Origin of the sequence: Cupriavidus sp. 2TAF22 (assembly GCF_052115045.1) — a bacterium.
GTDB lineage: Bacteria > Pseudomonadota > Gammaproteobacteria > Burkholderiales > Burkholderiaceae > Cupriavidus.
In genome coordinates this window covers 85395-105897 of record NZ_JBFRFX010000012.1, presented here as the reverse complement: position 1 = coordinate 105897, position 20503 = coordinate 85395, and the positions used below count along the sequence as shown (strand labels likewise).

Annotated in this window: 19 protein-coding genes; 12 read left to right on the top strand and 7 right to left on the bottom strand. The window is 70.3% G+C overall.

Annotated features, from left to right (window positions below; all coding sequences use genetic code 11):
* Nucleotides 1-118: 118 nt before the first annotated feature.
* The 12 genes from AB4Z48_RS16130 to AB4Z48_RS16075 all read left to right on the top strand — a co-directional run bounded on the left by AB4Z48_RS16130 (nucleotide 119) and on the right by AB4Z48_RS16075 (nucleotide 13289).
* Nucleotides 119-1885 carry an ABC transporter ATP-binding protein gene (locus tag AB4Z48_RS16130; RefSeq protein ID WP_441615620.1) on the top strand — a complete coding sequence of 589 codons (1767 nt, stop codon included), beginning with the start codon at nucleotides 119-121 and terminating at the stop codon, nucleotides 1883-1885.
* A 128-nt stretch (nucleotides 1886-2013) separates the two neighbouring features.
* Entirely contained in the window at nucleotides 2014-3723 is a 1710-nt protein-coding gene (locus AB4Z48_RS16125) for an ABC transporter substrate-binding protein (protein ID WP_441615618.1), read from the top strand.
* Between the two features lie 12 nt (nucleotides 3724-3735).
* Nucleotides 3736-4767: an ABC transporter permease gene (locus AB4Z48_RS16120; RefSeq protein ID WP_441615616.1), complete on the top strand. Its 1032-nt coding sequence runs from the start codon at nucleotides 3736-3738 to the stop codon at nucleotides 4765-4767.
* On the top strand, nucleotides 4764-5603 hold the full coding sequence (locus AB4Z48_RS16115) for an ABC transporter permease (protein ID WP_441615614.1): 840 nt from the start codon (nucleotides 4764-4766) through the stop codon (nucleotides 5601-5603). The genes AB4Z48_RS16120 and AB4Z48_RS16115 overlap by 4 nt, the downstream gene beginning before the upstream one ends.
* 21 nt (nucleotides 5604-5624) lie before the next feature.
* Nucleotides 5625-6896, top strand: coding sequence for an SfnB family sulfur acquisition oxidoreductase (locus AB4Z48_RS16110; protein ID WP_441615612.1), 1272 nt, complete (start codon nucleotides 5625-5627; stop codon nucleotides 6894-6896).
* A gap of 1 nt (nucleotide 6897) precedes the next feature.
* Nucleotides 6898-8160, top strand: a complete 1263-nt coding sequence (locus AB4Z48_RS16105) for an SfnB family sulfur acquisition oxidoreductase (RefSeq protein ID WP_441615610.1) — start codon at nucleotides 6898-6900, stop codon at nucleotides 8158-8160.
* On the top strand, nucleotides 8160-9521 hold the full coding sequence (locus tag AB4Z48_RS16100; RefSeq protein ID WP_441615608.1) for an LLM class flavin-dependent oxidoreductase: 1362 nt from the start codon (nucleotides 8160-8162) through the stop codon (nucleotides 9519-9521). The genes AB4Z48_RS16105 and AB4Z48_RS16100 overlap by 1 nt, the downstream gene beginning before the upstream one ends.
* Before the next feature lie 87 nt (nucleotides 9522-9608).
* On the top strand, nucleotides 9609-10427 hold the full coding sequence (locus AB4Z48_RS16095; RefSeq protein WP_441615606.1) for a MetQ/NlpA family ABC transporter substrate-binding protein: 819 nt from the start codon (nucleotides 9609-9611) through the stop codon (nucleotides 10425-10427).
* Between the two features lie 4 nt (nucleotides 10428-10431).
* On the top strand, nucleotides 10432-11592 hold the full coding sequence (locus tag AB4Z48_RS16090) for a methionine ABC transporter ATP-binding protein (protein WP_441615604.1): 1161 nt from the start codon (nucleotides 10432-10434) through the stop codon (nucleotides 11590-11592).
* Entirely contained in the window at nucleotides 11573-12226 is a 654-nt protein-coding gene (locus tag AB4Z48_RS16085; RefSeq protein WP_441615602.1) for a methionine ABC transporter permease, read from the top strand. The genes AB4Z48_RS16090 and AB4Z48_RS16085 overlap by 20 nt, the downstream gene beginning before the upstream one ends.
* 392 nt (nucleotides 12227-12618) lie before the next feature.
* Nucleotides 12619-12900 (top strand): type II toxin-antitoxin system RelE/ParE family toxin, encoded by a 282-nt coding sequence (locus tag AB4Z48_RS16080; RefSeq protein ID WP_441615601.1) that lies wholly within the window; start codon nucleotides 12619-12621, stop codon nucleotides 12898-12900.
* 41 nt (nucleotides 12901-12941) lie between these two features.
* Complete coding sequence (locus AB4Z48_RS16075) at nucleotides 12942-13289, top strand: HigA family addiction module antitoxin (RefSeq protein ID WP_441615599.1); 348 nt, start codon at nucleotides 12942-12944, stop codon at nucleotides 13287-13289.
* A gap of 15 nt (nucleotides 13290-13304) precedes the next feature.
* Here the strand turns inward: AB4Z48_RS16075 and AB4Z48_RS16070 are convergent, their stop codons facing one another.
* The 7 genes from AB4Z48_RS16070 to AB4Z48_RS16040 all read right to left on the bottom strand — a co-directional run bounded on the left by AB4Z48_RS16070 (nucleotide 13305) and on the right by AB4Z48_RS16040 (nucleotide 20486).
* Nucleotides 13305-14546 (bottom strand): acyl-CoA dehydrogenase family protein, encoded by a 1242-nt coding sequence (locus AB4Z48_RS16070; protein ID WP_441615597.1) that lies wholly within the window; start codon nucleotides 14544-14546, stop codon nucleotides 13305-13307.
* A gap of 62 nt (nucleotides 14547-14608) precedes the next feature.
* Nucleotides 14609-15817, bottom strand: a complete 1209-nt coding sequence (locus AB4Z48_RS16065) for a sigma-54 interaction domain-containing protein (protein ID WP_441615595.1) — start codon at nucleotides 15815-15817, stop codon at nucleotides 14609-14611.
* A 4-nt stretch (nucleotides 15818-15821) separates the two neighbouring features.
* Entirely contained in the window at nucleotides 15822-17006 is a 1185-nt protein-coding gene (locus tag AB4Z48_RS16060) for an acyl-CoA dehydrogenase family protein (protein WP_441615593.1), read from the bottom strand.
* Entirely contained in the window at nucleotides 17003-18151 is a 1149-nt protein-coding gene (gene ssuD, locus AB4Z48_RS16055; RefSeq protein ID WP_441615591.1) for an FMNH2-dependent alkanesulfonate monooxygenase, read from the bottom strand. The genes AB4Z48_RS16060 and ssuD overlap by 4 nt, the downstream gene beginning before the upstream one ends.
* Nucleotides 18152-18165: 14 nt before the next feature.
* Nucleotides 18166-18732, bottom strand: a complete 567-nt coding sequence (gene msuE / locus AB4Z48_RS16050) for an FMN reductase (protein ID WP_441615589.1) — start codon at nucleotides 18730-18732, stop codon at nucleotides 18166-18168.
* A 494-nt stretch (nucleotides 18733-19226) separates the two neighbouring features.
* Nucleotides 19227-19607, bottom strand: coding sequence for a cupin domain-containing protein (locus tag AB4Z48_RS16045; protein WP_441615739.1), 381 nt, complete (start codon nucleotides 19605-19607; stop codon nucleotides 19227-19229).
* A gap of 126 nt (nucleotides 19608-19733) precedes the next feature.
* The gene (locus AB4Z48_RS16040; protein ID WP_441615587.1) at nucleotides 19734-20486 is read right to left on the bottom strand and encodes a DUF2968 domain-containing protein; all 753 of its coding nucleotides are present in this window, start codon (nucleotides 20484-20486) and stop codon (nucleotides 19734-19736) included.
* Between the last annotated feature and the right edge of the window lie 17 nt (nucleotides 20487-20503).

Genomic DNA, 20503 nt, shown 5'->3' with positions numbered 1-20503 from the left:
CGCGCCCTGCGCCGCGCCGCGCTAGCACAGCGCGCCGGCAGCCACAAACGCATATCCGAGTAAGCATCTACGCAAATATTCGTGGGAAGACCGCGGGGTGCCATGCTGCAATGCACGCATGGTTTTTCCTGCCCAGACTCCCCGATCCGATGCCACCCCGGCCGCCAGCATAGCCGCGCCGCTGCTCGCCGTGCGCGGGCTCGATGTGCACTTTCCCGGCAAGCACGCCGTGCAGGGACTCGACCTGCAGCTCGCCGCCGGCGAGATGCTGGCGCTGGTGGGCGAGTCCGGCTGCGGCAAGTCGAGCGCCGCGCTGGCGCTGATGGGCCTGCTGCCCGCCTATGCGCGCAGCACCGGCAGCGTGCGCCTGGACGGCCGCGAACTGATCGGCCTGGGCGAGCGCGCGCTGAGCGCCGAGCGCGGGCGCAGCGTGTCGATGATCTTCCAGGAACCGATGACCTCGCTGAACCCGGTGCTCAGCGTGGGCCAGCAGGTAGCCGAGGCCATCACCCTGCACCAGCCGCTGTCGCGCCGTGCCGCGCGTTCGCGCGCCATCGAGCTGCTTGAACTGGTGCGCCTGCCCGAACCCGCGCGGCGCTTCGACGCCTATCCGCACGAATTCTCCGGCGGCCAGCGCCAGCGCGTGATGATTGCCATGGCGGTGGCCTGCGGCCCGCGCCTGCTGATCGCCGACGAGCCSACCACSGCGCTCGACGTYACCATCCAGGCGCAGATCCTGGCCCTGATCGACAGCCTGCGCCACACGCTGGGCATGGCGGTGCTGCTCATCACGCACGACCTCGGCGTGGTGGCGGACTACGCCGACCGCGTGGCGGTGATGCACGGCGGGCGCAAGCTGGAGGAAGGCGCCACCGGAACCTTGTTCGCCGCGCCGGCTCATGCCTACACGCGCGGCCTGCTGGGCGCCTCGCTGCACGTCGCCGGCGGGCTGCACTATAGCCGCGACAGGCTGGCGGAGATCCGCGCCGGGAGCGACGGCGATTTCCGGCTGGTGACGCCGCCCGCCGCGCCACGGCGCATCGAATCGCGCGCTGCGGCGGCCGCCATGCCACTGCTCAGCGTGCAAGACCTGACGCTAAGCTACCCCGGCGACGATCACCAGCGCGTGCGCGCGGTGGACGGCCTGTCGCTCGACATCGCCGCCGGCGAAACGGTGGGCCTGGTGGGCGAATCGGGCTGCGGCAAGTCCAGCCTGTCGCGCGCCATCGTGCGCCTGGCGCAGGCCGATGCCGGCCGCGTGCTGTTCGCCGGCCAGGACCTGCTGGCGCTGGCGCCGCCCGCCCTGCTGCCGTGGCGGCGGCGCGTGCAGCTGATCTTCCAGGACCCATACGGCTCGCTCAATCCGCGCCAGCGCGTGGAAGAGATCCTCGGCCACGCGCTGGCCATCCACGGCGTGCGCGAGCGCCCCGAACGCGCGCGCCGCATTGCCGCCATCCTCGACGACGTGGGCCTTGGCCGCGCCGCCGGCGGGCGCTATCCGCATGAGTTTTCCGGCGGCCAGCGCCAGCGCATCGCGATTGCGCGCGCACTGGTGCTGCGCCCCGAGCTGGTGATCTGCGACGAGCCAGTCTCGGCGCTGGACGTGTCGATCCAGGCCCAGATCCTGAACCTGCTGGCGGACCTGAAGGCCGAGCATGGCCTGACCTACCTGTCTATCTCGCACGACCTGTCGGTGGTGCGCTATATCGCCGACCGCATGTGCGTAATGCAGGCCGGACGCATCGTGGAAAGCGGCACGCCCGATGCGCTGTGGGCCAGCCCGCGGCACCCGTACACGCGCTCGCTGCTGGCCGCCGTGCCGGGCACCGCGCGGCCGTGCCGCGACGATGCGCCGGCACCGCCGCAACTGGCGCTGGCCGGCTGATTCGATTCCATTCCGTCTGACTTCGTTTTCCTGCGCTACGCCTTCGCTGCACCTTCGCCGCTTTCATCGCGCCGCTTTCGTTCCTTCGCCCTTTCCAACATTCCGCCTTCCGGCCTCACAGACGCCCCATGACCGCTCCAGACCGCGCCATCGCCGATCCGTCCTCCGCTGCCGACGCAGCCTCTCCCGGCACCGCCGACCTGCAGAGCCCGCAGCGCCGACAATGGCTGGGCGCCGGCGGCGCGCTGCTGGCCGGCGGCCTGTTCGGCGGCCTGTTGCCCGAGGCACAGGCCCTGACCAAGTCCGCGCCGAATACCGAGCAAGGCGCTCAGCGCGGCGGCGCGCTCGATGCCGTGGTGCACCCCGAGCCGCCCACGCTGGCCTTCTTCATCAATACGTCGACCCCGGGCCGCACGGTGGTCAGCAAGATCTTCGACGGCCTGCTCGACTACGGCCCCGACCTCAAGCCGCGCCCGCAACTGGCCGAGAGCGTGGACGTCTCGCCCGATGGCCTGACCGTGCGCATCAAGCTGCGCCGCAATGTGCTGTGGCATGACGGCAAGCCCTTCGGCGCCGCCGACGTGAAGTTCTCCGCCGAGCAGATCTGGTCCAGGTACGCGCCGACCGCGCGGCGCGTGTTCCAGCACCTGCGCAAGGTGGAGACGCCCGACAACTACACCGTGGTGCTCACGCTGGCCAAGCCGACCCCGGTGATCCTCAACGCGCTCGACGTGGTGGCCGCGCCGGTGCTGCCGCGCCATCTCTACGAAAACACCGACATCCCCAACAACCCGTACAACAACAAGCCGGTCGGCACCGGCCCCTTCGTCTTCAAGGAGTGGGTGCGTGGCCAGCACATCGCACTGGAGCGCTTCGACAAATACTGGGCGCCGGGCCTGCCTTACCTTGACAAGCTCACCTTCAAGATCATTCCCGACGTGGCCGGCCGCGCCACCGCGCTGGAAACCGGCGCGGTGCAATACGGCGAGCGCAACCCGGTGACCTTCGCCGATGCCGACCGCCTGGCCAAGTCGCCCAACCTGGTGGTCAGCACCGAGGGCTACAACGGCTTTGCCGGCTGGCTGTGGCTGATCCCCAACCTGCGCGACCCCATCATCGGCAAGCTCCAGGTGCGCCAGGCCATCCTGCACGCGATCAACGACCAGGCGCTGGTCAAGACCGTGTGGGGCGGCTACGCGGAACCCGCCACCGGGCCGGTGTCCTCGCTGCTCAAGACCTTCTACACGCGCGACACCAGGCAATACCCATACGACCGCAAGAAGGCCGAAGCCCTGCTCGACGAAGCCGGCTTCCCGCGCAAGGCCGACGGCTGGCGTTTCAAGCTGGACCATGACTACATCCCCTTCGGCGACGATTACCGCCGCACCGGGGAGTTCGTGCGCCAGTCGCTGCGCGCGGTGGGCATCGACGTGAACCTGCGCGGCCAGGACCTGCCCACCTGGACCAAGAACGTCTTCAGCGACTACAACTTCCAGCTGGTCAGTTCCTGGGGCATCAACTGGCAGGACCCGCAGATCGGCGTCGAGCAGCACTACTGGTCCAAGGCCGAATCGAAGGGCACGCCGTGGCAGAACGCCTCCGGCTACGCCAGCCCGGAAGCGGACCGCCTGCTCGAAGCGGCCCAGGTGGAACCCGACCCGGCGCGCCGCGTGCGGCTCTACCAGGATTTCCAGAAGCTGGCCCAGCAGGACCTGGCGCTGCTCAACCTGTTCGAGTTCCGCTGGTTCGGCGTGTGGGACAAGCGCCTGCGCAACGTCACCGACACCTTCGACCACAGCCAGAGCAATTTTGCCCGGGTCTGGCTGGCCGCCAAGTAAAGCGAGGACGCCGTGCGCATAGCCAGATCCCTGCTCAGGTCGCTGCTCAGGCGCCTGCTGCAACTCCTGGGCGTGGTGTTCGCCACCGCCGTGCTGGACTTCGCCCTGCTCAAGGCGCTGCCGGGCGACCTGGTCGACGTGATCGCCAGCGAGAGCGGCAACGTGCCGCCCCAGTACGTGGCACAACTGCGCCAGCTCTACGGGCTGGACCGCAGCCTGCCGGAACAACTGCTGGCCTACCTGGGCCGCATCGCGCAGGGTGACCTGGGCTACTCGTTCCGCTTCGGCGAGCCGGTGCTCAACCTGCTGCTGGACCGGCTCGGCCCCACGCTGGCGCTGGTCGGCGCGGCGCTGCTGCTGTCCACGCTGGCCGGCGTGCTGCTGGGCGTGGCGGCGGCGCGGCGCCCGCACGGGCTGACCGACACCGTGCTGTCGGCGCTGGCCACGGTGGGCTATTCGGCACCGATGTTCTGGACTTCGCTGATGCTGATCGTGCTGTTCGGCGTACAGCTCGAATGGCTGCCGGTAGGCGGCCTGCGCGAGGTCAACGCCGGCTACCACGGCGTGCAACTGTGGCTGGATTACCTGCGGCACCTGGCGCTGCCGGTGCTGACGCTGGCGATCTACTACGTGGCGGTGTACGCGCGGCTGGCGCGCGCCGCCATGATCGAGACGCTGGCCGAAGACTACATCCGCACCGCGCGTGCCAAGGGCGCGCGCGAGCACCAGGTGATCTTCCGCCATGCGCTGCGCAACGCGCTGCTGCCGGTGGTCACCATGCTGGGCGTGCAGAGCAGCGCCCTGCTGGGCGGCTCGATCGTGGTGGAGACGGTGTTCGCCTGGCCCGGCCTCGGACAGTTGTCGTTCGAAGCCATCAAGAGCCGCGACATCCCGGTGCTGCTGGCCGTGCTGATCTGCAGCGGCGTGCTGGTGGTGCTGGCCAACGTTCTCGTGGATCTGGCGCAGGCCGCGCTCGATCCGCGCGTGCGCCGCGCGGCCTCGCCGGCGCGCCCGCCTGCATCCGCTACCGGGAGCGCCGCATGAAACGCTGGTACCTGCAACCTTCGATCTGGCTCGGCGGCATCGTGCTGCTGGTGGTGGCCGCGGCCGCCGCGCTGGCCGGCGTGCTGTTCCCCGACGACCCGCTCGACATGGTGGGCGCGCCCTACACCTGGCCCGGCGCCGGTCCCGCCACGCCGCTCGGCACCGACCTGATGGGCCGCGACCTGCTGGCCGGGCTGGCGCACGGCGCGCGCGTGTCGCTGCTGGTGGGCGTGTCGTCGGCGCTGGTGGCGCTGGCCATCGGCGTCACGGTGGGCGCCGTGGCCGGCTTCTACCGCGGCCGCACCGACGCCGTGCTGAGCCGCATCACCGAGTTCTTCCAGACCATCCCGGCCTTCCTGCTGGCCATCATCCTGGTGGCGGTGCTCAAGCCCACGCTGGGCACCATCGTGTTCGCGCTCGGCGTGACCTCGTGGACCAGCGTGGCGCGGCTGGTGCGCGCGGAATTCCTGTCGCTGCGCGAGCGCGAGTACGTGCGCGCCGCGGTGGCGGTGGGCGCCGGCGACGTGCACCTGATCTTCCGCGAGATCCTGCCCAACGCCTGGACGCCGATCATCGTCTCCACCGGGCTGCTGGTGGCCAACGCCATCCTGTCCGAGGCCGGGCTGGCCTTCCTCGGCCTGGGCGACCCCAATGTGGTGAGCTGGGGCTCGATGATCGGCCTGGGCCGCGACGCCCTGCGCACCGGCTGGTACATGACCGCCATCCCCGGGCTGGCGGTAGTGCTGACCGTGCTTGCGCTCAACCTGCTCAGCGATGGCCTTCAGGCCGCCCTCAATCCTCGCCTGCGCCGCGTCCGCACCACGGCGCCGGCCTAGCTTTTCCTTTCCTCGACTGCCATGACCCGACTGTCAGATTTTCCTGCTTCCGCCCTGCCGGCCGCGCCGGCGCGCCTGCCCGACCCCGAGCGCGTGCGGCGCATCGCCACCGACGCCCAGGCCCTCGAGGCCGCGCGCGATCTTGCCACCCGCTTCGCAGAGGGCGCGTCCGGGCGCGACCGCACGCGCCGCCTGCCATGGGAAGAACTGGACCTGTGGTCCGAGAGCGGCCTGGGCGGCATCACGGTGCCGCGCGCCTACGGCGGCGCCGAGGTGTCCTACGCCACGCTGGCCGAGGTCTTCGTGATCCTGTGCGCGGCCGATCCGGCGCTGGGCCAGATCCCGCAGAACCACTTCGGCCTGCTGGGCGTGCTGCGCGAAGCCGGCTCCGCGGCGCAGAAGCGCCGCTTCTACAGCGAGGTGCTGTCCGGCGCGCGGCTGGGCAACGCCGGCCCGGAACGCCGCTCCGAGCATAGCCCGGACGTGCTGCAAGGCACCACGCGCTTGAGCGAGACGCCGCAGGGCCTGCGCCTGAACGGCCGCCGCTTCTATTCCACCGGCGCGCTGTTCGCGCACCGCGTGCCGGCGCGCGCGCTCGATGCGCAGGGCCGCGCGGTGCAGGTGTGGTCGCCGCGCGAGGCGCGCGGCCTGTCCATCGTGGACGACTGGTCCTCCTTCGGCCAGCGCACCACCGCCAGCGGCGGCGTGGTGTTCGACAACGTGCCGGTCTCGCCCGACGACGTGCTGCCGGTGTGGCAGCTGGCGGAGCGCCCCGGCCTGTACGGCGCCACCTCGCAACTGATCCAGGCCGCCATCGACCAGGGCATCGCAGAGGCCGCGCTGGCCGACGCCATTGCCTTCGCGCGGCAGTACGCGCGCCCGTGGATCGACTCCGGCCTGGAGCACGCCACCGACGACCCCCATCTCATCGCCGACGTGGGCCGCCTGCAGATCGATGTGCACGCCGCGCGCGAAGTGCTGCTCGAAGCCGGCCGCGCGCTGGACGCCATCGCCGCCGCGGCCGCGCCGCAGGGGCCGGACGCCGAGGCCAGCGCACGCGCTTCGGTCGCCGTGGCCGAGGCCAAGGTGCTGACCACCGAGGCCGCGCTTGCCGCCAGCGAAAAGCTGTTCGAGCTGGCCGGCTCCTCCGCCACGCGCGCGCGCCACAACCTCGACCGCCACTGGCGCAACGCGCGCACCCACACGCTGCACGACCCGGTGCGCTGGAAGACCCACCTGATCGGCAACTACTACCTCAATCACGTGCTGCCCGCGCGCCACTCCTGGAACTGACATGTCCTTGCTACTTACCCCGGTTCCCGCCGACGACAGCCCCGCCAGCCGCCCCGCGCCCGCCGCGCCGCCGGCGCAGGCGCCCGCCCTGATCCGCGACGACGCCGACGCCATCGCCACCGCACGCCGGCTGGCCGCGCAGTTCGCGCCCGGGGCCGCGCTGCGCGACCGCGAGCGCCGCCTGCCCTGGGCCGAGCTCGACGCCTTCAGCGCCAGCGGCCTGTGGGGCATCACGGTGCCGCGCGAGTTCGGCGGCGCCGGCGTCTGCACCGTGACGCTGGCCGAGGTGATCGCCACCATCGCCGGCGCCGACGGCTCGCTGGGGCAGATCCCGCAGAACCATTTCTATGCGCTGGAAGTGCTGCGCGTGGGCGGCAGCGAAGCGCAGAAGCGCTTCTTCTACGCACGCGCGCTGGCCGGCGAACGCTTCGGCAACGCGCTTGCCGAGATCGGCCACAAGGACTTCAAGCGCCGCACCCGGCTCAGCCCCGACGGCGACGGCTGGCGCGTGGACGGCAAGAAGTTCTATTGCACCGGCGCGCTCTATGCGCACTGGATCCCCACGCTGGTGGTGGCCGAGCAGGACGGCCGCGAGGTCACGCTGCTGGCGGTCGTTCCGCGCACCGCGCCGGGCGTGACCATCACCGACGACTGGGACGGCTTCGGCCAGCGCATCACCGGCAGTGGCTCTGTCACGTTCGAGAACGTGCGCGTGGAGGCGGACTGGGTGGTGCCCTTCCTGGCCTCCTTCGAGCAGCCCACCACCATCGGCCCGGTGGCGCAGATCATGCACGCCGCCATCGACCTCGGCATCGGCCGCGGCGCCTTCGAGGCCACGCTGCCCTTCGTGCGCGAGCAGTCGCGCCCGTGGCTGGATGCCGGCGTGGCGCGCGCCGCGGACGATCCGCTGACCATCCACCAGGTGGGCGAGGTGGCGGTGCGCCTGCGCGCGGCCGAAGCGCTGCTGCGCCGCGCCGGGCGCATCGTCGACGTGGCCCAGGCCGCGCCGGACGAGCGCAGCGTGGCCGCGGCCTCGATCGCCGTGGCCGAGGCGCGCGCGCTCACCACCACCGCATCGCTGCTGGCCGGCAGCAAGCTGTTCGAGCTGGCCGGCACCAGCGCCACGCTCGATGGCCTGGGGCTGGACCGCTTCTGGCGCAACGCACGCACTCACACGCTGCATGACCCGGTGCGCTGGAAGTACCACGCGGTCGGCAACTACTACCTCAACGACCGCCTTCCCACCCGGCACGGAGCCCTCTGATGGCACGCAAGCAAATCCTGCTCAACGCCTTCAACATGAACTGCGTGGGCCATATCAACCACGGCCTGTGGACGCATCCGCGCGACCGCTCCATCGACTACAACACGATCGAATACTGGACCGGCCAGGCGCGCACGCTCGAGCGCGGCCTGTTCGACGGCCTGTTCATCGCGGACATCGTGGGCGTGTACGACATCTACCAGGGCAACGTGGACGTGACGCTGCGCGAATCGATCCAGTTGCCGGTCAACGACCCGCTGCTGCTGGTATCGGCGATGGCCGCCGTGACGCAGCACCTGGGCTTCGGCGTCACCGTCAACCTCACCTACGAGCAGCCCTACCTGCTGGCGCGGCGCTTCTCCACGCTTGACCACCTCACGCGCGGGCGCGTGGGCTGGAATATCGTCACCGGCTACCTGGACAGCGCCGCGCGCGCGATGGGACTGGACAACCAGATCGCCCACGACGAGCGCTACGACCGCGCCGACGAATACCTGGAGGTGCTCTACAAGCTGTGGGAAGGCAGCTGGGAAGACGACGCGGTGCGGCGCGACAAGGCCGCGCGCGTGTTTGCCGACCCCGGCCGCGTGCACAAGGTGAACCACCAGGGCAAGTACTACAAGGTCGAGGGCTGTCACCTGGCCGAGCCGTCGCCGCAGCGCACGCCGGTGCTGTTCCAGGCCGGCAGCTCGGGGCGCGGCCAGCAATTCGCCGCGCGCCACGCCGAATGCGTATTCATCTCGCCGCCCAGCAAGGAAGCCGCGCGCAACACCGTGCGCGCGCTGCGCGAGCAACTGATGGCGGCCGGCCGCCGGCCCGACGATATCAAGGTATTCGCCGGCGCCGCCGTGGTGGCGGGCCGCACCAATGCCGAGGCGCGCCAGAAACACGCCGACTACAAGGACTACGCCAGCCGCGAGGCTGGCCTCGCCCACTTCGCCGCCAGCACCGGCGTGGACTTCGGCCGCTACGACCTCGACGCACCGGTCGACTACAACGGCGGCAACGCCATTGAATCCGCCACGCGCACAGCCCAGCAGCACGGCTGGACGCGCCGGCGGCTGCTGGAGCTGTTCGAGCTGGGCGGGCGCTATCCGGCCATCGTCGGCGACGCCGCGCAGGTGGCCGACGAGCTGCAGTCCTGGATCGACGAGACCGGCATCGACGGCTTCAACCTGAGCCGCACCGTGGTGCCGGAAAGCTACGAGGACTTCGTCGAGCTGGTGGTGCCCGAGCTGCAGAACCGCGGCCTCTACAAGACCCGCTACGCCGAGGGCAGCCTGCGCGGCAAGCTGTTCGGCGAAGGCGATCGCCTGCCGGCGCGCCACGCGGCGGCGCAGTTCCGCCGGCTGTCGGACTAAGGCGGCCGGGCAGGTTTCAAACAACTGCGCAAACAACCGCGCAAGCCACTGCGCATCCACTTCCGTTTCAACCGGGCATCCAAGCAAATGACACTCAAGCGACTGTTGATTTCCGCCCTCGCGGGCTTCTCCCTGGCGACGGCCCTGCATGCCGCCCATGCCGCGCCGCTGCGCATCGGCGTCACCCCGGGCGCGCTGGCCGACTCGGTCGAAGTGGCCGCGGCCGAGGCGCGCAAGCAGGGCCTGGACGTGAAGGTGGTCGAGCTGACCGACTGGACCACGCCGAACGTGGCGCTGGCGTCAGGCGATCTCGACCTCAACTACTTCCAGCACCAGGCCTTCCTCGACAATGCCGTGAAGGAACGCGGCTATGCCTTCAAGAGCGTGGCAGTGGGCGTGTTGCCCAATATCGGCCTGTACTCCAGCCGCATCAAGCGCTTCGACGAGCTCAAGGACGGCGCGCGCGTGGGCGTGGCCAGCGACCCCGTCAACCAGGGCCGCGGCCTGTTGCTGCTGCAGAAAGCCGGGCTGATCAAGCTGCGCGACGGCGTGGGTGCGCGCGGCGGGCTCGACGACATCGTGGCCAACCCGAAGAAACTCAAGTTCGTGGAGATCGAAGGCCCGCAACTGGTACGGGCGCTCGACGACGTGGACCTGGCGCAAGGCTACCCGGCCCACTTCGTCAACGCGGGCAAGCCGCAGATCGCTGGCGCCGGCCTGCTCTATTCCGGCGTGGACGACGTCTACTTTGCCATCCGCTTCGTCAGCCGCCAGGACAATGCCGGCGACCCGCGCATCGCCCGCTTCGTCAGGCTCTACCAGGAGTCGCCGGCCGTGCTGCAGAAGCTGCGCGAGTCCTACGCCAATAACGACAAGCTCTATAGCCTGCCGTGGCGCAAGCAGTGACGCCATGGGCACGCTGACCTTCCTGCGCCGGCTCGGAGCCGCGCCCGACCGGGCGAGCCTGCCCGCCCATGCCGGCAGCCCGCGCGATGCCGCCACGAACACCAGGCAGGCCACGAACGCCGCCGGCGCCGTCGCCTTCCGGCAGGTCTGCAAGGTCTACCACACGCCGGCCGGCGACGTGCATGCGCTGCGCGAGATCGACGTCGACATCCCCGCCGGCGGCGTGTTCGGCATCATCGGTCGCAGCGGCGCCGGCAAGTCCAGCCTGCTGCGCACCATCAACCGGCTGGAAACGCCCAGCAGCGGCAGTGTGCTGGTGGACGGCGCCGACCTTGCCACGCTCGACGCCGCCGCGCTGGTGGCCTTGCGCCGCCGCATCGGCATGATCTTCCAGCACTTCAACCTGCTCTCGGCCAAGACCGTATGGGACAACGTGGCGCTGCCGCTCAAGGTGGCCGGCGTGCCGCGCGCCGAGATCGCGCCGCGGGTAGAGGAACTGCTCGGCCTGGTCGGGCTGGACGGCAAGCAGTACGCCTACCCGGGCCAGCTCTCCGGCGGCCAGAAGCAGCGCGTGGGCATTGCCCGCGCGCTGGTGCACCGGCCGCAGATCCTGCTGTGCGACGAGGCCACCTCGGCGCTGGACCCGGAAACCACGCAGTCCATCCTGGCGCTGCTGCGCGACATCAACCGGCGCTTCGGCCTGACCGTGGTGCTGATCACGCACGAGATGCGCGTGATCCGCGACATCTGCGACCGCGTGCTGGTGCTCGAGGGCGGCCGCATCGCCGAACATGGCCCGGTCTGGGAAGTGTTCGGCAATCCGCGCCATGCCGCCACGCAGGCGCTGCTGCAGCCCCTGCAAGCCGGCCTGCCCGAAGACCTCGCGCAGAAACTGCAGGCCGCGCCGCCGGCGCACGGCGCCTGCGAACAACTGGTCGAGCTGCGCTACAGCGGCGCAGGCGCCGCCCCCGAGCTGGCCGGCATCGCCGCCGCGCTGGGTGGCCGCGTGCGCCTGCTGCACGCCGGCATCGACCGCATCCAGGGCCACAGCCAGGGCCGCCTGCTGCTGGCCGCGCCCGGTACCAGGCTGGCGCCCGAGGCGCTGGCCGCCGCCATCCAGTCCCAACACGCCAAGGTGATCGGCTATGTCCCCACTGACCATTGAACGTATCTGGCAAGGCTTGTTCGATACGCTGACCATGGTCGGCGCCTCGGCACTGGTGGCGGTGGCGCTGGGCATTCCGCTGGCGCTGGTGCTGGTGCTCAGCGCGCCCGGCGGCGTGCTCGCGTCGCCGCGCCTGCACCGCGCCCTGGGCAGCGTGGTCAACGGCTTTCGCGCCACGCCCTTCATCGTGCTGCTGGTGGCGTTGCTGCCGTTCACGCGCCTGGTGGTGGGCGCGACCATCGGCGTGTGGGCAGCCGTGGTGCCGCTGTCGATCAGCGCCACGCCTTTTTTCGCCCGCATTGCCGAGATCAGCCTGCGCGAAGTCGACCGCGGCCTGGTGGAAGCGGCGCAGGCCATGGGCTGCCAGCGCCGCCATATCGTCTGGCACGTGCTGCTGCCGGAAGCGCTGCCCGGCATCGTGGGCGGCTTCACCATCACCGTGGTATCACTGGTAGGCGCGTCGGCSATGGYCGGCGCGGTSGGCGSSGGCGGRCTCGGCGATMTCGSCATCCGCTACGGCTACCAGCGCTTCGACACCACCGTGATGGTGGTGGTGATCGTGCTGCTGATCGGCCTGGTCAGCATCATCCAGTGGCTGGGCGACCGCTGCGCGCGGCTGCTGCGGGCGCCCTGAGCGCGGGCCGGGCCGGCAGGGCCCGATACGGCCGACTAACCGGGCGCCTTGAGAATCGTCCCATGCATGCCCGGGGAGAGCGGATTTACGCTCTCTGGCTGGACCGCGAGCGGTTCGCCATGCATGGACCTCATGAAACCTCCGCCTTCAGCACCCCGGACGTCCCGGCACGCTTCAACACCCGGGCGTCTTCGCCCCCGCGCCTTGCGCATGCCGCGAGGCGCGGTTGCCTTCCCCCAGGCGCCTCGCGCACCCGTTTCTATTTCCGCAAGCGTCATATCGGCGCCGCCATCCGCAACCCCAGCGTGCCGGCGTGTGCATCGCGCGGACGCGACTTAACGTGAAGCGAATAACGCTTGACGTTAAACTCAACGCATTATAGGATTGCCGACATGATTCGAAGCTTCGCCAGCAAGGCCACCGCAGCGGTGTACGCCGGCAAGTTCGTGAGCAGCCTTCCGCGCGAAATCCAGCGGCCCGCGCTCCGCAAGCTCGAGATGCTCGACGCGGCGGCCGCACTCGAGGACCTGCGGGCGCCGCCCGCCAACCGGCTGGAGGCACTCAAGGCTGACCGCAAGGGCCAGTGGAGCATCCGGATCAACGACCAGTGGCGGATCTGTTTCCGCTTTGGCAGCGGCGACGCCTACGAGGTGGAAATCACCGACTACCACTGACCACACCGACCACATCGACCACATCGACCATCGAGGCCACCATGACGATCAAGCGCGCGGACCTGAACAAGGTCGATTTCTCGGATGTCGCCACCGGCGAAAGCATCGAGCCGGTCCACCCCGGCGAGATCCTGCGCGAGGACTTCCTCGTTCCGAACAACATGACGGCGCATGCCCTGGCCATGGCCCTGCATGTCCCGGCACCCCGCATCAACGACATCGTGCGCTGCAAGCGCGCCATCTCGCCGGAGACGGCACTACGCCTGGCACGCTACTTCGGCACCACGCCGGAATTCTGGGCGAACCTGCAGGCAGCCTACGACCTGCGCGTGGCGTGGGCAGCGTCGGGCGAGGCTATCGCCCGCGAGATCGTGCCGCTGGCGGCCTGAGCCCCACCGGACCGGTCAGGCCGCCTTGGCGCCCACCGACCAGTAGTAGGTAGGCGCGGCGCCATTGATCGCGTTGTCCCCCACCGCCCTCGCCTTGTAGATGGCCGGATTGTGCGAGGCCAGCGTGCGGGCATTGCGCCAGTGCCGGTCCAGCCGGCGGCTTTCGTCGAGGGCCGAGGCGCCGCCGATATCGAACAGGCGCGTGGCGGCTGCCAGCACCAGGTCGGGCACCACCGACTGCGCCTTGGCCGCGCGCAGTTCCACCTCGTCGAGCAGGGCCGCGGGCACGGTCTCGCCGCGCTGGCGCACGCGGTCCACTTCGCCCAGGCCCTGCGCCACCGCGGCGACCGCGCTGGCGGCGACGAAGGCGGTGCCGCTCAACTGTCCCACCACTTGCTGCACCAGCGGATCTTCGGCCGGCGTGGCGCCGCTGCCGTGGCTGTAGACGCGGCGCCGCGCGCGCACGAAGGCGGCGGCGTCGCGCTCGACCGCGCGCGCGATGCCGGCCAGCGTGGCCAGGTGCACCAGCTGGAAGAAGGCGGTCATGGAGGTGGGCACATTGCGCGGGAAGCTCAGCACCTGCGCATCGCCGACCGTCACGCCGTCGAAGCGCGTGGTGCCGGAGCCGGTCAGGCGCTGTCCGAAGCCGCGCCAGTCGTCGACGCGCTCGATGCCGGCCGCATCGGCAGGCACCAGCACGTAGACCGTATCGACGGTGTCGGGCGCGCTGTCCTCGCCGACACGGTTGGCGGCCACCGCGATCCAGTCCGCATAGAGCGTGCCGGTGCTGTAGAACTTCTCGCCGTCCAGGCGCCAGCCTTCGCCGTTGCTTGCGTCACGCGTCAGCGTAGTGCGATGCCGGCCCAGCGTGCCGTCACCGGTCTCGGTGGTGGCGTTGCCGAAGATGGTGCCTTGGGCCACCAGCCTCAGCCAGCGTTCGCGCAGCGCGGGCGCCACCTCGGCATAGAGGCGTTCGACGAAACCGAAATGCGCGCGCAGGATCTGCGGCAGGTTGGAGTCCGCCGCGCCCAGCTCGACCAGCAGTTCGGCCAGTTGCTCGGGCGAGGCGCCGAACCCGCCTAGCGCCACCGGCACCCGCAGCGCGCCGAAGCCGGACTCGCGCAGCAGTTTCACGGCATCGAAGGCCAGTTCGCGCGTGTGCTCGCGTTCGGCCGCGCGTTCGGCGATCCCGGCGAACAGTGGGCGGAAGCGGGCGGCCAGTTCGGCCGACGCGGGGAAATGATCTTTTTCTGGCATGGTGGAAATGGCGGTGTTGCGCCTGGTTGGATTGTTGCCCTGGACGCCGGCCTGACCCAGGTTCAGATGGCGATGGCGAATACCTTCGCGGCGCCGGCTTGTGCCGTGCCACCGGCGGCCTCGCCGATGCCGGCCGGATCGGTGCTCGCCGGCTCTTCTGGCTCGCCCGGCTTGCGCCGGTTGACGCGCAGCTCGCCAAGCTGGATCAGCCTGGCGCGCGTGATGTTCCGGCTCAGGCCAAGCAGCGCCGCGGTGTGGACCTGATTGAAGCGGCAGTAGCGGAAAGCGGCGCGCAGCAGCGCGCTCTCCACGGTTTCGTGCACGCCTTCCGGTGCTTGCTCGAACAGGCGCAGCAGCGCGCGTTCCAGCAAGGCGGAGGCAGCTTCATCGTCCGGCCCGGCGGCGGCCGGCATGGCGCCCGCGGCGAGCGCCACGCCGGGAGCCGCATCGGGCAGCACCGCGGTGACGTCCCCGCCCGGCTCCCGCACATGCAGGTCGCCGGCGTCGATGCAGTCGTGCTGGCAGGTCAGCAAGGCGTGGTGCAGCACGTTCTCCAGCTCGCGGATATTGCCGGGCCACGCATAGCGCTGCAGCTTGCGCTGCGCGTCCGGGCTCAGCGCGACCTCGCCGTAGCCGAGCCGCTCGCCGTACTTGCGCAGGAAATGCTGCGCCAGCGGCAGGATGTCGCCGGGGCGTTCCTGCAGCGCACGGATCTCCAGCGTCACCACGTTGAGGCGATAGAACAGGTCCTTGCGGAAGCTGCCGTTGCGGATGGCTTCGTCCAGCGGCCGGTTGGTGGCGGCCAGCACGCGCACGTCGATCGGCACCGGCTTGCGCGAACCCAGCCGCACCACTTCGCGCTCCTGCAGTACGCGCAGCAGCTTGACCTGCAGCGACATCGGCAGGTCGCCGATCTCGTCGAGGAACAGCGTGCCGCCGTCGGCTTCCTCGAACCAGCCCGGCTTGGCGCCGAGGGCGCCGGTGAAGGCGCCCTTCTCGTGGCCGAACAGTTCGGCATCGACCAGCGACTCGGAGAACGCGCCGCAGTTGACCGCGACGAAGCGCCGGTGGCGGCGCGCGCTCAGGTTGTGGACGTGGCGCGCCATCATCTCCTTGCCGGTGCCGGTCTCGCCCACGATCAGGATGCTGGCCTCGCTGGGCGCGACCTTTTCCACGTGGCTGAGCAGGGCCAGAGATCTCGTGTCGGCGAAGACGTGCGCGAGGTGCTGCGCCGGACGCGACGCCGGCGGTGGCCAGGACACTAGCTGCATGGGATCATGAGTAGAAGGATGGGCTTGGCACGGCGCCGTTCAGTGCCCAGTCGCCGAGTTCGTGGAGCTTGTAGTCGAGCGGGTCGTGCAGCGACTGCGTGCGCAGGTTGCGCCAGTGGCGGTCCAGCCGCAGCGCGCCGTGCGTGGCGCGCGCGCCGGTGACCTCGAAGATGCGGCTGGCGAGGTCGAGCCCGGTGCGGGTCGAAGCCACCTTGGCCGCGGCGATGTCGACCGCGAGCGCGCCGCGCGCATCGGCATCGAGCCGCTCGCCGGCCTGCCAGGCCTTGTCGAAGTGGGCGGCGGCGCGCTCCACCAGCAGCCGCACGCTTTCCAGGCCGACCCAGAACTCGCCGTAGCGCGCCAGCACATAGGGATCCTCGGTGACGTGCGCGGCCGCGGAGCGGAACCACGGACGCGCCTCGTTCCGCGTATAGCCGCGCGCTTCCTCGAAGGCGCCTTCGGCGATGCCCAGGAAGGTATGGCAGAACACCAGTTGCGCCAGCAGCGGCCGCAGGCACGCGAACGGCGTGCTCAGCGGCCCCGGGTCGAGCAGCAGTTCCTGCGCCTCGACGCGCACGCGCTCGAAGGAGACGCTGCCGCTGTCGGTCTGGCGCTGGCCGATGCTGTCCCAGTCATGATGCGGCGTGATGCCGCTGCGGCTGGTCGGCAGCGCGGCGATCAGCAGGCGGCCACTGCCATCTTCCAGCGCCGATGCCACCAGCATCTCGGAATCGAGGGCACCGGAGCAAAAGCTCTTCTTGCCGGAGAATTCGTAGCAGGCCGCGCCACGGCTGGCCACGGTGCGCGCATCGAGCGGGTTCAGCGCGTTGCCCCAGAACCAGCCGCGCAGCGCGGTCTGCTCCCACCACGGCCGCCACTGGCCGGCGTTGCCGAACAACCGCAGCGTGGCCAGTGTCAGGTGATGGAAGCCATAGACATGGGCCAGCGACGCATCGGCGCTGGCCAGCGTGCGCACCACGGCCAGCATGTCGGCCCAGCTGCCGCCCAGCCCGCCGAGCTCGGCGGGAATGGTCAGGGCCAGCAGGCCGCTGGCGCGCAGCGCATCGCGCTCGGCCTTGGGGGTGCCGCCGCGCGCATCGCGCTCGGCGGCGGTCCCGGCAAAGTCGCGCGCCAGCGCCTGGGCCGTGCGGCGCGGGTCCAGCGGCACCACGCGCGGGCGCACGCTCATGCCGCGGCCTTGCTGCCGGGCAGCACGTCGTTGGCGATCATCTCGCCGAACGGTCCGGTCAGGTTGGTGGCGCCGCCGCGCGCAAGGCTGGCATACGGCTCGGGCAGCAACGGGAACACCAGTTCGGCGAAACGGTAGGCTTCCTCCAGGTGCGGGTAGCCCGAGAAGATGAAGCTCTCGATGCCAAGATCGGCATACTCCTTGATGCGCGCCGCGACCTCCTGCGGGCTGCCCACCAGCGCGGTGCCGGCGCCGCCGCGCACCAGGCCCACGCCGGCCCACAGGTTGGGATAGATCTCGAGCTGGTCGCGGCGCCCGCCATGCAACTGCGCCATGCGGCGCTGGCCGACCGAATCGAAGCGCGCGAACGATGTCTGCGCGGCGGCGATGGTCTCGTCGGATATCTGCGCGATCAACTGGTCCGCGGCGCGCCATGCTTCCTCGCTGGTGCGGCGCACGATCACGTGCAGCCGCACGCCGAAGCGCACCGTGCGCCCGAGCCGCGCGGCGCGCTCGCGCACGTCGGCGATCTTCTGCGCCACCGCGGCGGGCGGCTCGCCCCAGCTCAGGTAGACGTCGACCTGCTCGGCCGCCAGTTCGTGCGCCTCTTCCGAGGAGCCGCCGAAGTACAGCGGCGGATAGGGGCGCTGCACCGGCGGATAGAGCGCCTTGGCGTTCTCCACCTTGATGTGCTCGCCCGCGAAATGCACTGCCTCGCCTTCGAGCACGCGGCGCCATACGCGCAGGAATTCGGCCGACGCGGCATAGCGCTGGCTGTGATCCAGGTAGAGGCCGTCGCCGCGATTCTCGTCGGGATCGCCACCGGTGACCACGTTGATCAGCAGCCGGCCGTTGGTGATGCGGTCCAGCGTGGCCGCCATGCGGGCCGACACCGTGGGCGAGATGATGCCCGGGCGGATGGCCACCAGGTAGCGCAGCCGCTCGGTCCAGGGCGCGACAGCCGAGGCGATCACCCAGGAGTCCTCGCAGGAGCGTCCCGTGGGAATCAGCACGCCGTAGTAGCCGAGGTCGTCCGCGGCCTGCGCGATCTGCTTCAGGTAGCGCAGCGAGACCGGCCGCGCGCCTTCGGTGGTGCCGAGGTAATGGCCGTCGCCGTGGGTGGGAAGGAACCAGAATACGTTCATCGCCGGCGTGCTCCTCAGGCGGCGCGCTGCAGCGCCGTGCGGCGGTGCGCGGCAAACAGCGGCGCGGCGCGATCGGCGGCCAGGCGGATGCGCTCGGCCAGCGCGGGGCTGCTCACCTTGTAGTGCTCGAACTCGCCGGGGCTGCCGTACACGCCGATCGGCAAGGTCAGCGCCTGCATGAAGCCGAACAGCGGCCGCAACTGGTGCTCCAGCACCAGCGCGTGGCGGTCGCTGCCGCCGGTGGCGGCCAGCAGCACCGGCTTGTCGACCAGCGCCTCCTGCCCGATCAGGTCGAACAGGTGCTTGAAGTGGCCCGGATAGGAACCGCGGTAGACCGGCGCCGCCACCAGCAGCAGGTCCGCCTGCTCGATCGCCACCAGCTCGCTTTCGATCTCGTGGGGCAGTTCCGCGCGTGTCAGCGCGGCGCCCAGAGGCCGCGCGATGTCGCCCAGGTTGACGATGCGGCGCTGGATCGCGAGCCGCGCGTCCAGCTCGTCCAGCAGTGCCTGGACCAGCGCCAGCGTGCGCGACGGTTGCTGCGCGCTGCCGTTGACGGCAACTACGTTCAGCGGTTTAGCCATTGAGAAAACCTCCTGAGGAATGGATCCGGATTGACGCCGCGGGGAAAACGATCGGCCGTCCGCCGGCGCTTGCCGCGTGCGCTTGTCGGCTGACGACGCAAGAAGCAAGCCCGCACGGATCGCCCGCGATTGGAGCTATCCGCGGCCATTTGCGGCCACCTGCGACGATCGGCGGCGCGATCGCAGCAGCTGCAGGCGCAGCTTGTTGAATCGCTGTTGCACCGGCAACAGTGGCGGCGCGTGCCCGCGCTGGCGAGGACTCGGGGAGCCGCGCGGGTAGCCGCGCCTGGAGCGGGAAAGACATGATTCGGGATGGGCGGGTTATCAGGCCGCTGGATACGCGGCGAGCCCGCTATGGACTGGTTGGCTTGCCAAGCTCACACGATAGCCGAGCGGCGCCCCGCGCCGAAGCGCGCATTTCGTCTATGCATAGAGCAGCGGCCCGCATATGGGTATGCGGGTGTCGGGCATGCGGATGCGGGACGAGCGCTGGCTCAGCCTTGCGCACCCGGTTCGCAATGCACGGCGAGCCAGACCGAAGGCTGCGCCGCATCGGTCCAGGCCACGCGATGGCGGCAATGCGCCGGCAGATACAGCCAGTCGCCGGGCAGCAGGCGGCGCGCTTCGGCTTCGCCATCGATGTGCAGGCCGGCGCTGCCGCTGAGCAGCAGCACCCATTCGTCCTGCGCGCTGTCGTACCAGAAGTCCGGCGGGCTGGCCTGGCCATTCGAGACGATGCGCTCGATTTTCAGGCCAGGGCGCTCGAGCAAGGCGTCGAAGCGCTCGGCGGCGCGCTCCACCGGCACGCCGGCCAGCAGATTGCCATGCGGGATTGCCGGCGGCGTGGCGCCGGCCGGCTTGTCTGTCGTGTCCATCATCGTCTCCACAGCGCGGGCGGCCGGCATGGCGCAATGCATGCCGGTCCCGCATTGTGCCGGCTCACGCGGGCAAATTGTGCGCAGGTGTGCCGAGGCGTGCCGGGCGGCTCGCCGTACGCGTTCTCAGCGGCCCGGCAGATGCGGCAAGCCTTCGCTCTCGGCCAGCATGAGCTGGTGGGCCTGGCGGGTGGACTTGTTGAGCTGGGCCTGGGCGGTGACGCGCAGGCCCTCGAGCCGGGCCAGTTCCCTGCGCACCTGTTGCTGGCGGCTGCCCAGCGCCTGGTCCTGCATGGCAACGCGCTGCAGGTCGCTGCGCAGGCGCTCCGCTCTCTGCTCCGATTGCTCGAACATCCGCGCCATCTGCTCGTTCCTTGCCTTGACCAGCGCGCAGCGTGCCTCGCCCTCGGCCCAGCGCCGTGTACGCTCCTCGAAGTGGACGAAAACCGACTCGCTGGCCTCGTGATCGACGGAAGTCATCACGCGCCAGGGAGAACCGTCCTGGTAGAGCACGGTATAGAAGACCATCTCCGCGGCGTGGAAGAACAGGACCACTGAGTAGCCGAAGCTGCGGAACACGCGGAATTCCGTCAGCGCGTTCTGCTCGACGAGTCGCTCGAACCCGGCGATGTCGGCCACCTTGACGGTGCGCGCGCCGGACTGGGCGGAGGCGACCGCCACCGGCAGCAGCCGCGGGAACTGGCGCGGGCCCTCTTTGCCATCGGGCTGGCCGGTCGCGGGATCCGCAAGCTCGCTGCCATCGATGGCGTCGTTGGCGTCGATGGCGTCGATGGCGTCGGCATCCTCGCCAAGGACCTGCCTGAGCGGAGGCGGCTCATAGTTGTCCGCATCCAAGAACTGTTCGGCGACATTTTTCACTGGAGATCCTTTAGCGC

Coding starts and splice junctions, on each gene's coding strand:
- AB4Z48_RS16070 (WP_441615597.1), bottom strand. CDS start 14,546: ATGCCAGAAAAAGATCATTTCCCCGCGTCGGCCGAACTGGCCGCCCGC.
- AB4Z48_RS16060 (WP_441615593.1), bottom strand. CDS start 17,006: ATGAGCGTGCGCCCGCGCGTGGTGCCGCTGGACCCGCGCCGCACGGCC.
- AB4Z48_RS16115 (WP_441615614.1), top strand. CDS start 4,764: ATGAAACGCTGGTACCTGCAACCTTCGATCTGGCTCGGCGGCATCGTG.
- AB4Z48_RS16045 (WP_441615739.1), bottom strand. CDS start 19,607: ATGGACACGACAGACAAGCCGGCCGGCGCCACGCCGCCGGCAATCCCG.
- msuE (WP_441615589.1), bottom strand. CDS start 18,732: ATGGCTAAACCGCTGAACGTAGTTGCCGTCAACGGCAGCGCGCAGCAA.
- AB4Z48_RS16090 (WP_441615604.1), top strand. CDS start 10,432: ATGGGCACGCTGACCTTCCTGCGCCGGCTCGGAGCCGCGCCCGACCGG.
- AB4Z48_RS16080 (WP_441615601.1), top strand. CDS start 12,619: ATGATTCGAAGCTTCGCCAGCAAGGCCACCGCAGCGGTGTACGCCGGC.
- AB4Z48_RS16110 (WP_441615612.1), top strand. CDS start 5,625: ATGACCCGACTGTCAGATTTTCCTGCTTCCGCCCTGCCGGCCGCGCCG.
- AB4Z48_RS16100 (WP_441615608.1), top strand. CDS start 8,160: ATGGCACGCAAGCAAATCCTGCTCAACGCCTTCAACATGAACTGCGTG.
- ssuD (WP_441615591.1), bottom strand. CDS start 18,151: ATGAACGTATTCTGGTTCCTTCCCACCCACGGCGACGGCCATTACCTC.
- AB4Z48_RS16095 (WP_441615606.1), top strand. CDS start 9,609: ATGACACTCAAGCGACTGTTGATTTCCGCCCTCGCGGGCTTCTCCCTG.
- AB4Z48_RS16105 (WP_441615610.1), top strand. CDS start 6,898: ATGTCCTTGCTACTTACCCCGGTTCCCGCCGACGACAGCCCCGCCAGC.
- AB4Z48_RS16065 (WP_441615595.1), bottom strand. CDS start 15,817: ATGCAGCTAGTGTCCTGGCCACCGCCGGCGTCGCGTCCGGCGCAGCAC.
- AB4Z48_RS16125 (WP_441615618.1), top strand. CDS start 2,014: ATGACCGCTCCAGACCGCGCCATCGCCGATCCGTCCTCCGCTGCCGAC.
- AB4Z48_RS16075 (WP_441615599.1), top strand. CDS start 12,942: ATGACGATCAAGCGCGCGGACCTGAACAAGGTCGATTTCTCGGATGTC.